At 51.5% G+C, this 12,749-nt stretch carries 10 protein-coding genes; 3 read left to right on the top strand and 7 right to left on the bottom strand.

The features are described from left to right. Nucleotides 1-73: 73 nt before the first annotated feature. From F7P81_RS01635 to thrC, 4 genes are all read right to left on the bottom strand, one after another. Nucleotides 74-2,938 (bottom strand): EAL domain-containing protein, encoded by a 2,865-nt coding sequence (locus F7P81_RS01635; protein ID WP_170265213.1) that lies wholly within the window; start codon nt 2,936-2,938, stop codon nt 74-76. Nucleotides 2,939-3,008: 70 nt separating this feature from the next. Then, on the bottom strand, nt 3,009-3,620 hold the full coding sequence (locus F7P81_RS01630; protein ID WP_075654489.1) for a GNAT family N-acetyltransferase: 612 nt from the start codon (nt 3,618-3,620) through the stop codon (nt 3,009-3,011). Between the two features lie 18 nt (nt 3,621-3,638). Then, entirely contained in the window at nt 3,639-4,937 is a 1,299-nt protein-coding gene (locus tag F7P81_RS01625) for a M16 family metallopeptidase (RefSeq protein WP_022711667.1), read from the bottom strand. A 199-nt stretch (nt 4,938-5,136) separates the two neighbouring features. After that, nucleotides 5,137-6,534, bottom strand: coding sequence for a threonine synthase (thrC, locus tag F7P81_RS01620; protein WP_151158265.1), 1,398 nt, complete (start codon nt 6,532-6,534; stop codon nt 5,137-5,139). 513 nt (nt 6,535-7,047) lie between these two features. Here thrC and F7P81_RS01615 point away from each other — a divergent pair. Continuing rightward, a complete protein-coding gene (locus tag F7P81_RS01615; RefSeq protein WP_028233820.1) occupies nt 7,048-7,623 on the top strand; it encodes a hypothetical protein in 576 nt (191 codons plus the stop codon). Between the two features lie 602 nt (nt 7,624-8,225). Further along, nucleotides 8,226-8,408 carry a hypothetical protein gene (locus F7P81_RS01610; RefSeq protein WP_075654492.1) on the top strand — a complete coding sequence of 61 codons (183 nt, stop codon included), beginning with the start codon at nt 8,226-8,228 and terminating at the stop codon, nt 8,406-8,408. A 66-nt stretch (nt 8,409-8,474) separates the two neighbouring features. Here F7P81_RS01610 and F7P81_RS01605 read toward each other — a convergent pair whose 3' ends face one another. Then, on the bottom strand, nt 8,475-9,164 hold the full coding sequence (locus F7P81_RS01605; RefSeq protein WP_151158263.1) for an HAD family hydrolase: 690 nt from the start codon (nt 9,162-9,164) through the stop codon (nt 8,475-8,477). A 395-nt stretch (nt 9,165-9,559) separates the two neighbouring features. Between F7P81_RS01605 and F7P81_RS01600 the strand changes: the two genes are divergently transcribed. After that, nucleotides 9,560-10,693, top strand: coding sequence for a site-specific DNA-methyltransferase (locus F7P81_RS01600; protein WP_022711662.1), 1,134 nt, complete (start codon nt 9,560-9,562; stop codon nt 10,691-10,693). Nucleotides 10,694-10,856: 163 nt separating this feature from the next. Here F7P81_RS01600 and F7P81_RS01595 read toward each other — a convergent pair whose 3' ends face one another. Together F7P81_RS01595 and mutY are read right to left on the bottom strand one after the other, a co-directional pair. Continuing rightward, nucleotides 10,857-11,474, bottom strand: a complete 618-nt coding sequence (locus F7P81_RS01595) for a class I SAM-dependent DNA methyltransferase (RefSeq protein WP_151158261.1) — start codon at nt 11,472-11,474, stop codon at nt 10,857-10,859. A gap of 17 nt (nt 11,475-11,491) precedes the next feature. Beyond that, nucleotides 11,492-12,598, bottom strand: coding sequence for an A/G-specific adenine glycosylase (gene mutY / locus F7P81_RS01590; protein ID WP_151158937.1), 1,107 nt, complete (start codon nt 12,596-12,598; stop codon nt 11,492-11,494). Nucleotides 12,599-12,749: the final 151 nt, after the last annotated feature.

Here is a 12,749-nt window from a genome sequence, read left to right as displayed (position 1 = left end):
GCAAAGTCTGATACATAAAAAAAACACCGCCTCGGCAGGAGAGGCGGTGTTTTTTATTTTTGACGAATAATACTTATTCTACTGTCTGACCATTGAGCAGACGGGCTGCATTTTCAGCCGTCATTGGCTGGCCGAACAGGAAGCTCTGGACATATTCACAGCCCATTTCGCGCAATTGCATGGCGTCCTGTTCACTTTCAACACCTTCAGCAACAACTTTGAGTTCCAGATCCTGCGCCATGCGAATGATGGAGCGCAGCAGCGTTGCTTTCTGCGGCTTGTCACCTTTGACGAAGGAGCGGTCGATCTTGATCATGTCGATCGGGAAGCGTGTCAGATAGGCCAGCGATGAATAGCCGGTGCCGAAATCATCCAGTGACAGGCCGACACCCATGGATTTCAGCTCGTTCAGCATATGCGCTGACTGTTCCGGATTTTCCATCAGCACGGATTCTGTCAGTTCCAGTTTGAGCGTGCCTTTGGTCACATGTGTACGGGACAGGATCGCACGGACATCGCTCAGCAAATCCTGACGGATCAGCTGGGTGCTGGACAGATTGACGGAGACAAACAGGTTCGGACGCGACAGGTTTTCCTGCCAGTTGAACAGGTCATTGGCTGATTGCTGCATGGCAAACAGACCGAGCGGCACGATAAGGCCTGAATTTTCGGCAATCGGAATAAATTCAGATGGCGAAATCGGTCCGCGGCGCGGATGTTCCCAGCGCATCAGCGCTTCAAAACCGGCAATAGTGCCGTCCTGCAAATTCACAATCGGCTGATAGGCAATTGTGATTTCCTTGCGCTCAATGGCGCGGCGCAGATCGGATTCCAGCTGTAGCTTGTCGCTGCCGATAGCGCGGAAGGATGGGCGGAATGGCTCAATACGGTCGCCGCCAAAACGCTTGGCCTGATACATGGCCAGTTCCGCATCTTTGATCATATCTTCCGCATTGGCGGCATTGGCCGTCCATGTCAGAAGACCAACGGAAGCGGTCAGTACGATCTCGCGCTTGGCATAAGAGATCGGCGCACGGATGGCCTGACGCAGCGCTTCCGCAAAGGCTGCAACCTTTGCCGGATCAGATTCAGACGCGAGGATCAGGCCGAACTGATCGGAAGACAGTCTTGAAAGCGTATCCTGCGGCTTCATCAAGCGGAACAGGCGGCGCGAGATTGTCAGCAGGATTGTATCACCGGCAGACATGCCGAGGCTGTCATTGACCTGTTTGAACCGGTCAATATCAATGACGAAAACAGTCGGTTTGAGCCTGCTCTCATTATAGGACATGCTCATGACATTGGCGAGGCGGTCGAGGAACAGCTCGCGGTTCGGCAGACCGGTAAGATTGTCATGCACGGCATCATGCAGCAGGCGTTCTTCGGCTTTTTTCTGCTCGGTCACATTATGCAGTGTGCCGACGCAGCGCACAATTTCACCATCCGAGCCGATAACCGGACGCGCGCGCAGATGATACCAGTGATAATGGCCGTCATTAGCGCGCAGGCGGAAAGTCTGATGAATACGACCGCGTCGGTTTTCCAGAATTGCATCCAGCGTGGTGCGGAAACGATCACGGTCATCACCATGCATCACCGGCAACCAGTTGCGCACAGGGCCGAGAAGGCTGGCCGCAGCCGTGCCGAGATAGGTGGAAATATCAGGCGTTGTCACCACGCGGTCGCGCGGCACATCCCAGTCCCAGACAATATCGCCGGAACCGATAACCGCCAGCGCCTGCCGTTCCATATCGGAGAACAGGCCGACACGCAGCACGCCGCCCGCAAAAGCATGTTGCATCACGGTGAAACCGATCAGCAGAACGATCAGCACAAGACCACCGCCAAGTGCGGGTTGCACGATATCATTGTCCAGACGGCCGGAAACGGCCAGCCATGCGCCGGTCATCCATATGGCAATCAGCAGCCATGTGGGGATCAGCATAATCGCGCGGTCATAGCTGCGCAAAGCCAGAATGCCGATAATGACGATGCCGCAGATAACAGTCAGCGCAAAAGAGATACGGGCAATACCGGCAGCAATTGGCGGATCAAAAATGGCCACACCGCTCAGCATCATCAGGCCGAGAACCCATGCCACAGCGCCATAGGAAAAATGGTCGTGCCAGCGGTTGAGATTGAGATAGGTGAACAGGAAAATCAGGAAACTGGCAGCCAGTGCCACTTCCGTGCCCGCCCGCCACATTTGCTCATTGCCGGGGGTGATGGCGATCAGCTTGTTCCAGAAGCCGAAATCCACGCAGATATAGGCCAGAACCGCCCATGCCAGTGCAGCAGCAGCAGGGAACAGTGATGTTCCGCGCACGACGAAAAGAATGGTCAGAAACAGCGCCAGCAGGCCGGAAATACCGAGCAGAATACCGCGATAAAGCGTGTAGGAGTTGATTGTGTCTTTATAGGCATCCGGCTCCCACAGATAAAGCTGCGGCAGGTTAGGGGAGGCCATTTCCGCAACCAGTGTAATCACCGAGCCCGGATTGATAGTAATCAGAAACACATCCGCATCAGGGCTGACCTGACGGTCAAGCGCAAAGCCCTCACTTGGCGTGATCGAGGATATGCGCTGCGAACCCAGATCCGGCCATACAAAACCTGATTTCACAAGACGGTAATGCGGGGCAACAATCAGACGGTCAATCTGCTCATCAGTCGGATTGGCAATAGCAAAAGCTGCCCAGTTGCCGCTGGAGCGTTTGTCCTTGTCGGCCTGCACTTCAATGCGTCGCACAATGCCGTCGGCACCGGGAGCCGTGGATACCTGCACAGTATCACCCTGATTATGCATGATCTGCACAGCGCGGGTGAGGTCGAGAGCCGTATCTTCTTTGGAAATTTTGATCGGCTCAACTGCGGATGCAGGAACCGTGATCTGCAATAATGCTGCGATAAAGGCAAACACACAGAAAAACGTTTTCAATCGGTTCTGAAAGTTTTCTGTCACTATCTTTACCTTTTTGTCTTGGTATCAGGTGCTTTGCGCTTAACGGTCAGACGGCTGTTGTTTTAACAGAAAGACCTCTGCGCTGCTCTTCTCCCTCAATCAGGCTGTAGAGGAGATGATCCTGCCACAGGCCGTTAATCTTGAGATAGGAGCGCAATGTGCCTTCCAGTAAAAATCCGGCTTTTTCAAGAAGCCTGACCGAACGCAGATTAGACGGAATACAGGCAGCTTCAAGTCTGTGCAACCGCAGTTCACTGAATGCGAAGGGGATAACCAGTTTCAAAGCGTCGAACATATAGCCCTGACCTGCATGAGGTGCGCCGCACCAGTATCCGATCTGTCCGGATTGGGCGACACCGCGCCGGATATTACCGAGGGTGATTCCCCCCAGCAAAACATTGTCGGACCTGCGGAATAAAAACAGCGACCATGCATTTCCGCTGCGTGCTTCTTCAGAGTAATGGCGCAGACGCAACCGGAAACTGGATTTTTCCAGCTCGTCATCCCGCCATACCGGCTCCCACGGGGTCAGAAAAGCACGGCTTTTTTCGCGCAGATTTGCCCATTGGCGGTAATCAGACCATTGCGGCTCACGCAAAAACAGACGCTCCCCCTTCAGATACACAGACGGTGTTTTGCTGAAGGGAAAGCTGATCATGATACCCAGCCTGTTAAGTTAAACTGCCAGTGCCGGACGCTTATTCGCGGCGAAGCCGCGCAACGTGCCGTGAATATCGTCATAACCCATCATCTGGCTGACAGGGCCGACAGCGGCAATGGTCGGTTTGCTGTCGAGGAACATGCGACCGGAAAGATCTGTCAGACGTTCCGGCGTAATCAGGCTCAGACGTTCCAGCAGTTCTTCATTCGGTACCGGACGGCCATAGAGCAGCATCTGGCGGGCAATCTGACCTGCTCGGCTTGCTGCACTTTCCTGCGACATCAGCAGACCGGCGCGATATTGCGCACGGGCGCGGTCAACTTCCTGAATATTGATATTACTCGATGCTTCATAAAGCTCGTTGAGAACAACCGGCACCAGTTCCTCAAGGTTTTCACGTCCGGTTGCCGCATGAATGCCGAACAGACCGGTATCGGAAAAGCCCCAATGGAAGGCATAAACAGAATAGCACAGGCCGCGCTTTTCACGCACCTGCTGGAACAGGCGGGAAGACATGCCGCCGCCAAGAACCGTTGCCAGAAGCTGTGAGGCATAGAAATCGCGCACATGGTAAGCGCGGCCTTCAAAGCCGATCAGCACCTGCGCATCCATCAGGTCACGTTCTTCGCGGTAATCACCACCGACATAGGACGCTTTCACCGGCGCTGCAGCCTGTGTCGTTGCGCGGAAACCGCCGAGACGGCTTTCCACTTCGCGTACAAACGAAGCGTGGTCAACGGCACCGGCAGCGACAACAACCATACGGTCGGCGCTATATTGTTCATTGATATAATTACGCAGATCACCCGGTGTGAAGGACTGCACCGTTTCCGGTGTGCCGAGAATGGAGCGTCCGATCTGCTGGTTCAGATAGGATGTTTCAGAAAAACGATCGAAAACAATGTCATCGGGCGTATCATAGGCCGCGCCGATTTCCTGCATGATGACGTTTTTCTCGCGTTCCAGCTCATCTTCATCGAATTTTGAGCTGGTGAGAATGTCGGCCAGAATATCAATCGCCAGCGGCAAATCATTGCGCAGCACACGGGCATAATAAGAGGTGGTTTCAACGCTGGTTGCTGCATTGATCTCACCGCCGACATTTTCAATATCGGCTGCAATCTGCCATGCACTGCGGTTTTCTGTGCCTTTGAAGGCCATATGCTCGAGAAAATGCGCAATGCCGTGGCGGTTATGCGCTTCATTGCGGGAGCCTGCCTTGACCCAGATACCCAATGCCACGCTTTCAATCAGCGGCATGGTTTCGGTGGCAATTGTCAGTCCGTTGGACAGAACGCTAACTTCTACACCCATTCTAGGCATACTCCCCTGAGTATTTTAACCGTCAGCTTCTTTGAGTCTGACGGGCATGGCAATGCGACAAAGAAAGAACGTGACCGTTCCGGAAGAGCTCGTCTGCCCCTGTTGTTTTATCAGGTGACATATAGGGGCAGAGCGAAATCTATGCAAATTTGCTGCCATAATACAACATATGGCTGCAGCAGAACTTTGATTATTTTGCTGCTCGCGAGTGGCTGCGGATATGATCTTCCACCACTTTCAGGTCATTTTGAAGACGCGTGAAATGTTCTTTACGCTCCATCAGATCGCTGAGCCATGCAGGCAGAGCCGGAGAAACACCGCAGGCATCTTTCACCGCATCCGGGAATTTGGCCGGATGGGCGGTTGCCAGCACCACCATCGGCGTGGCTGTATCTGCGTGTTCGCGCGCAACTTTAACGCCGATAGCCGAATGCGGATCAAGCAGATAGCCGTCCTGTTTCAGCACGCTGTCAATGGTTGCAGCGGTTTCTGCAACGGTTGAACGACCGGCAGCAAATTGCTCACGAATGGTTTTGAGCGGTGCATCGGCAATGGTGAATTCACCGGACTGGCCGAGGCTGCGCATCAACCCGCGAATAGCTGCCGCATCACGATCATAGGATTCAAACAGCAAACGCTCGAAATTCGAGGAAATCTGGATATCCATGGACGGAGAAGAGGTCTGTTCCACACCGCGCATTGCATAGGAGCCGGTGGCAACAGTGCGTGACAGGATATCATTGTCATTGGTGGCAATGATCAGACGGTCAATCGGCAGTCCCATTTTTTTGGCGACAAAGCCTGCAAAAATATCGCCGAAATTACCGGTCGGCACAGTGAAGGACACTTTGCGATCCGGTGCGCCGAGGCTGATTGCCGATGTGAAATAATAAACGATCTGCGGCATGATACGTGCCCAGTTGATCGAATTCACACCGGAGAGAGAAAGCGTGTCACGGAAGTTCAGATCATTGAACATGCCTTTGACGAGGTTCTGACAATCGTCAAAATTACCGTCGATCGACAGAGCATGAACATTGCTGGCTGCAGATGAGGTCATCTGGCGCTGCTGCACAGGTGACACACGGCCATGCGGGAACAGGATGAAAATATCGGTATTGTCGCGACCGGCAAAAGCTTCAATCGCCGCGCCGCCGGTATCGCCGGAAGTTGCGCCGACAATGGTTGCGCGCTGTCCGCGCTGTGCCAGCGTATAATCCATCATGCGTGACAGCAGCTGCATTGCCACATCTTTAAAGGCGAGAGTCGGACCGTGGAAAAGCTCCAGCACAAATTCATTCGCACCGGTTTGCACCAGCGGGCAGACGGCATCATGGCGGAATGAGCCATAAGATTCGCGCACCATTTTTTCAAATTCGGCGTCCGGAATCTCACCATTCACAAAAGGAGTGAGGACTGCGAGAGCGATTTCCACATAGGATTTGCCGCGCAGCTTGCGGATGTCATCTGAGGAAAATTGCGGATAGGTTTCCGGCAGATAGAGACCGCCGTCCCGCGCCAAACCCGCCAAAAGTGCATCAGAAAAGCCCAAAACCGGCGCTTCGCCACGGGTGCTGATATATTTCATAAGATTTCAGGCCTCATTCAGTCAATGCAATTCTGTGCCGGTTTTGAGCCGGTTTCGGTCAAGTTTGCGGTGTTTTCCTGTCATATCTCTTGTGGCTGACGCAAGCATCGGTGGATAGAGCTTGCCCTGTTCACAAAAAACGTGAAAATATTATCTCATAATGCATGTTAAGCGCCTTGCGTCCATATGGATATGTCAAAGACGCAGCAGGATTTGGGTATAAAGCGCATTCCAAAAAGTGTGAAACGGTTTTTGGATAAAATGCGCGATAGACAAAGATGGCGCATTCCAAAAAGTGTGAAACGGTTTTTGGATAAAATGCGCGATAGACAAAGATGGCGCATTCCAAAAAGTGTGAAACGGTTTTTGGATAAAATGCGCGATGGTGAAGAATTTACGCATCAGACAAAGAGTGGAACTCTTCGGGAGATGCGGGAAACAAGACAACAGAACAGTTACGGCGCGTTGCCGGAGCGGTTCGCAAACAGGTTCAATATTCAGGAAGACCGGTTTATGCAGAAATCTACCTTCGGACGTTTAAATCCTCTTTCATTGCGGTTTACCCGTTTGGGTGGAGCTGCATTGCTTGGTTTGTTGGTTGCCGGTTGCTCAACCAGCGGCAATCAGCAGGGCGCTGTTTCCACATCCGGTGAGCAGCGTGTGACACAGGCGGATTTGCAGGCCTATTGCCCGCGCATCAGCCTGCGTGAGGGAACGTCATTCTTCAGCACTTATGAAAAGGGCGGAAACGGTGACAGCAGCCGTGTGGTTTATCAGGCTTCGATCAGCGATGTGACCCGCGATTGCCGTCGGGATAATGGTACACTGACAATTACTGTTGCAGCCGCAGGCCGCGTTGTACCTGGGCCGAAATTCCGCAACGGCACAATCAATATGCCGATCCGTGTTGTGGTGATGGAAGGCGATAAAGTGATTTCCACAAAACTGCATAAACAGGCAGTTGCGATGAATAATTCCCAGTCGGCAACACAGTTCCTGTTTGCGGGAACGCCGGTGAGCGTGCCTGAAGCATCGTCACGTCAGGTGCAGATCTTTATTGGTTTTGATGAAGGCCCGAACAAGGGTTAATCTGAAGTCACTACAGTTAAAAATGCCGTATTCCCGATAAGGAATGCGGCATTTTTTATTGTACCGAAGCACAATGCAGGACGGTGATACTGTTAAAAGCAGCTAGAGCATGTCGCAGCGAAATGGACACATTGAGCGTTCGCGAGCATGCGACCAGAAAAAAATCTAGAGCGAGTGCCATGAATACACTTGGCGGGATATGCTCTAACTCTTTGTGTTAACGCGTATCTTATCCGATCGAAGCGGGATAAGAAAACAGTCCGGTGGACTGTTTTCCCCGCGAAGGCGCTTCGCACTTTTCGGGATACGCTCTGGCAGATGCTGTATTCTGTCTGGTATTTGCCAAGTGTCTAAAATTAGTGCATAAATTATTTACTATAGGTTCATATTGCCGTGGGTTTTGCAGGTCGGACAATCTGAAAGCTTCTTACGGTAAATAAAACTTTTATCTGAAAAATATTATTTAATATCAATTATTTGCGAATTTTTTGTCAGTGATTTGTCCGGTTTTCGGATGTGCTTACGGGAAAATACCGCCTGTTCATCGTTAAAGCGATGAAAGAATGAAACTATTTGTAATCTCTAACGTTTAGACTGCTGGCATGATGACAGTATATGAACTCATTCAGGAACCAACCGACACCTGGGCCATTTTTGAAATGGATTCCGGTGAACCGGTTATGATTGAAGGCCGTCCGATGATTGGTCTCAGCGAGACAGAAGCACAGCAGATTTATGCTGCACTGACTGCTCCCGTGAAAGACGCGAAGAAATCAGCGGCCTGATCATCACGATATAAAAAAGGGCGTGCTTGTGGCACGCCCTTTTTTATTACATTTCTCAGAAGGTTATCAGAAGCCTTCATCCCATTCTGCCATGGCTGCAATCACGGCAGGCAGATCGCGGTGACGGTTGATAACTGTTTCCGCACCGGCTTCAGTCAGCTTGTCTGCATGACCCGGATAGGTGTGAGCACCGCCGGTAAAGCCGATGACCCGCATGCCTGCAGCGCGTGCCGCATGGATGCCATGGCTTGAATCTTCAATCACAAAACACTGTTTCGGATCAGCATTAAATTGCTGAGCCGCGTAGGTATAAACATTCGGCGCAGGCTTCGGCTCTTTATTGCCAACCTCACGCGACGCATAAATATGCGGGGCAAATGCATCATACAGCGTTGAACGCTTGAGCATCAGTTCCAGAGAGTCCGAATTGGAGTTGGAGCAGATAGCTTTCGGATATTGAAGCTGGCTGACCACATCCTCAATACCGTCTACAGTGAGCAGTTCTTTGGTAATCCGCTCTTTCATGATTTTGCGTGATTTTTCAATCAGCGAGGCGGAGATCGGAATGGAAGATTCCCGTTCAATTTCCATCAGAATGCTTGGCCATGTCAGACCGGCAAAACGCTCGGCAATTTCTTCCGGTGAAATCGGATAACCGGCATCGGTGAGAAGCTCGGATTCGACCTGTGCGGCAATATACTCGGAATCGACCAGAACACCGTCACAGTCGAAGAGGATCAGCTGGGGTTTTGACATGAAAAATCCGTAAATGTTCAGAAGCTGCAAAAGCCGCAACAGGGCTCGCAACAAAAGGAGAGGGAGGACGGGCACTGTTTACACTTAAAACGATTGAGGGTCAAAATGATAAAAGAAATTGCCGGCTCTTCTGTGTTTTATCGGCAAGGCAAATCAGCGAGCAAAATCGGGTGATTTGCGGTGTCTGATTTTAAGCTTTGGAACTGCAATTTCGCCAAATGTTAAAAATTATTAAGCATTTACAGTGGTTTGTGAGCGCTATTTTGTGTTGATTTTAAAGAAATTTGGCGATTTTCGCACCTGATAACGCTTTTTAACAATTCGATTAACTCCATGTTTACCCTGTTCGGTAACCATAAGGACAGTAAAGCGTTCCTATGTTTAGCGAGTATCACATGTCCGTTGTTCGTCTTGTGAAAGATCTGCCAGAAGCTGCACCGCGCTCGGTCTGGCTCGATACAATTCTTAAGGGTGACTGCGTAGCTGCGCTCGATCGTTTGCCGGATCATTCGGTGGATGTGATCTTTGCTGATCCCCCTTACAATCTTCAACTTGAAGGTGCTCTGCACCGTCCGGATCAGACCAAGGTCAATGCAGTTGATGACCATTGGGATCAGTTCGACAGTTTTCAGGCTTATGATGCCTTTACCCGTGCATGGCTGTTGGCCTGCCGCCGTGTGCTGAAGCCAAACGGCACCATCTGGGTTATCGGCTCATACCACAATATTTTCCGCGTCGGCGCATCGCTGCAGGATCTGGGCTTCTGGATGCTCAACGATATTATCTGGCGCAAAACCAATCCGATGCCGAATTTCCGCGGCCGTCGTTTCCAGAATGCACATGAAACGCTGATCTGGGCATCCCGCGATCAGAAGAGCAAAGGCTATACGTTTAACTACGAAGCCATGAAAGCCGCCAATGATGATGTGCAGATGCGCTCTGACTGGCTGTTTCCGATTTGCACCGGCGGTGAGCGTCTGAAAGACGATAATGGCGATAAGGTTCATCCGACCCAGAAACCGGAAGCATTGCTTGCCCGTATTCTGATGTCTTCATCGAAGCCTGGTGATGTGATCCTCGATCCGTTCTTTGGTTCCGGCACCACCGGTGCGGTTGCCAAGCGTCTCGGCCGTCATTTTGTCGGTATTGAACGTGAACAATCTTACATTGATGCGGCAACCAAGCGTATCGAAGCTGTTGAGCCTCTGGGCAAAACCGAGCTGAAAGTTATGACCGGCAAGCGTGCCGAGCCGCGTGTGGCTTTCGTTAGCGTGATTGAAGCTGGCCTGCTGCGTCCGGGTACAGTTCTGTGTGATGCCAAACGTCGTCATGCAGCGATTGTTCGTGCAGACGGTACTCTGTCTGCCAATGGCGATGCCGGTTCCATTCACCGTATGGGTGCCAAGGTACAGGGCTTTGATGCCTGCAATGGCTGGACATTCTGGCATTATGAAGAAAATGGCGTGTTGAAGCCGATTGATGCGCTGCGCGCTGAAATCCGTGTGAATATGGCTCAAGCCGGTTCATAAAATGAACGGCAGAATACCGGCACTTGATACTGGTATTTTCTACAGCATTTTGCGCTGGTTTGATGTGTTAAGCACAGGCCACGCATAATTATCGGACTGACCTCCAGAGATGTCTGAGCCTTAAAGCGCCGGTGTTGAGCCGGCGCTTTTTTTGTGGACTGCTTCAGGAAGTTTTACGGCAGAGCCAGACTGTGAGATGACCGCAATGCGGGTCATTTTCCACATATTGCACAACTTCAAAACCGCTCTCGGATAAAAGACTGCGGTATTCTTCCGGTGCGAGGCTGGAGTGATAAAGCGGTTGCCCTTCAAAAGTGCCGATTGCTTCGCCATTTGCAGTGCCGCTGGTAAACATCAGAACTGCATTCTCTGTAGCGAGTGTTGCAAAGCGGGGAAACATCCGGCGCTGATCATCACGCTGCAGGTGAAAGAAACTGTTCCACGCGAGTATGCCGTCAAATTTCTGCGGGAGAGATAACTCACGCATATCTGCGACCAGCCATTGCTGCTGAGGGAAACGGGTGCGGCAAATGTCTATCAGGCTGGCAGAACTGTCGATGCCGGTCAGCTGAAAGCCTGAGCGGATCAGGTGACCAGCCATAGGCTCGCCCGCTCCGCAACCAATATCCAGAACTGAGCCTTGATGGGGTAACAGACCGATAAAGCGTGCCAGCCATTCCGCTTCCATCAGGCCTTTTGCAGCATTGCCACGCCGGATGTCATCCCATTTCTGCGCATGAGTTTCATATAGCGGAATAATGTTATCTGCGTCTTTGGACATAGCATTTTTCCGGTTGTTTATTTGAAAGTGTCAGGCAGGGCGGCGCTGATGGCTTTCTTCATCACTGTCGGCAGCGCTTCTTTTTCGAGATTATCCTGAGCAACCCACCAGCCATTATTGCTTGGCGGCATGGTCGAAACATCCGTTTTATAAACGCTGAGGCGTAATTCAAAATGCGTGAAAATATGAGTGATGGTGCCGCTTGGCTGCCAGTTTGCAGCAATTGGTGCCGGATCAGTATTGGTCAATCGTGCAATATGCTCAGGAGAGGTCGCTTCATCTGCCGCGATCCATTCGCTGTTCGGTACTTCGCTCATGCCGGCAAGCAGGCCTTTGTCAGGGCGTTTTCGCAAGTAAACATCGCCTTGCGGTGAGAGAATGATAAAAGCCGCACCATAGCGGACAGGACGTGCCTTTTTCGGTGCTTTGACAGGGTAAAGCTCCGGCTCACCTTCCAATAAGGCTGCACAATTATCATTGAGCGGGCAGAGAATGCAGGCCGGTTTCTTAGGTGTGCAGATTGTAGCGCCGAGATCCATCATCGCCTGCGCAAAATCACCGGGGCGGGTTTGCGGAGTGAGTTGCTCTGTAAATTTGCGAATTTCACTCTTGGCCTGAGGCATCATGGTTTTGATCGCAAACAGGCGGCTGACCACGCGCTCGACATTACCATCGACAACCGCAGCCGGAATATCGAAGGCAATGGCCGCAATGGCCGCTGAAGTATAATCGCCGATACCCGGCAATTGTTTGAGACCTTCAACACTTGCCGGAAACTGCCCTTTATGCTGAGAGGCTACCATATCCGCGCATTTCTTCAGGTTGCGGGCTCGGGAATAATAACCAAGTCCCGCCCAGCCACGCAGCACATCATCTTCGGTGGCATCGGCAAGTGCCTGCACATTCGGCCACAAACTGGTAAATTTGAGGAAATAAGCTTTAACCGCTTCAACCGTCGTTTGTTGCAGCATGACTTCCGACAACCAGATGCGGTAAGGATCTGGGCGCACACCTTGTTTGTGCTCAACGGGCGTTACGCGCCATGGCAAAATACGGTGATGACGATCATACCATGCCAGCAGCTTTTGCGCAGGAGCATCATCTCCCGACACGGCAAGAAACATCGTCGGACTGTTATCGGGGGAGGCTTGGAGGCGCTTTTTCGTCATATTTTGTCAATAAATGATCTGCTTTCGGAATGCACCGGAAATTATTTTTAGCTTGTGCTTACAATGTGAAATCGTTTTCATTATGCAGCGGATAGTTTGACTGTCG

Origin of the sequence: Pseudochrobactrum saccharolyticum, assembly GCF_008801715.1 — a bacterium.
GTDB classification, from domain to species: Bacteria; Pseudomonadota; Alphaproteobacteria; order Rhizobiales; family Rhizobiaceae; genus Pseudochrobactrum; species Pseudochrobactrum saccharolyticum.
Note: the sequence above shows the minus strand (reverse complement) of the source record. Positions and strands in the feature narration are given on the sequence as shown.

Coding starts and splice junctions, on each gene's coding strand:
- F7P81_RS01630 (WP_075654489.1), bottom strand. CDS start 3,620: ATGATCAGCTTTCCCTTCAGCAAAACACCGTCTGTGTATCTGAAGGGG.
- F7P81_RS01610 (WP_075654492.1), top strand. CDS start 8,226: ATGATGACAGTATATGAACTCATTCAGGAACCAACCGACACCTGGGCC.
- F7P81_RS01595 (WP_151158261.1), bottom strand. CDS start 11,474: ATGTCCAAAGACGCAGATAACATTATTCCGCTATATGAAACTCATGCG.
- thrC (WP_151158265.1), bottom strand. CDS start 6,534: ATGAAATATATCAGCACCCGTGGCGAAGCGCCGGTTTTGGGCTTTTCT.
- F7P81_RS01605 (WP_151158263.1), bottom strand. CDS start 9,164: ATGTCAAAACCCCAGCTGATCCTCTTCGACTGTGACGGTGTTCTGGTC.
- mutY (WP_151158937.1), bottom strand. CDS start 12,598: ATGTTTCTTGCCGTGTCGGGAGATGATGCTCCTGCGCAAAAGCTGCTG.
- F7P81_RS01625 (WP_022711667.1), bottom strand. CDS start 4,937: ATGGGTGTAGAAGTTAGCGTTCTGTCCAACGGACTGACAATTGCCACC.
- F7P81_RS01615 (WP_028233820.1), top strand. CDS start 7,048: ATGCAGAAATCTACCTTCGGACGTTTAAATCCTCTTTCATTGCGGTTT.
- F7P81_RS01600 (WP_022711662.1), top strand. CDS start 9,560: ATGTCCGTTGTTCGTCTTGTGAAAGATCTGCCAGAAGCTGCACCGCGC.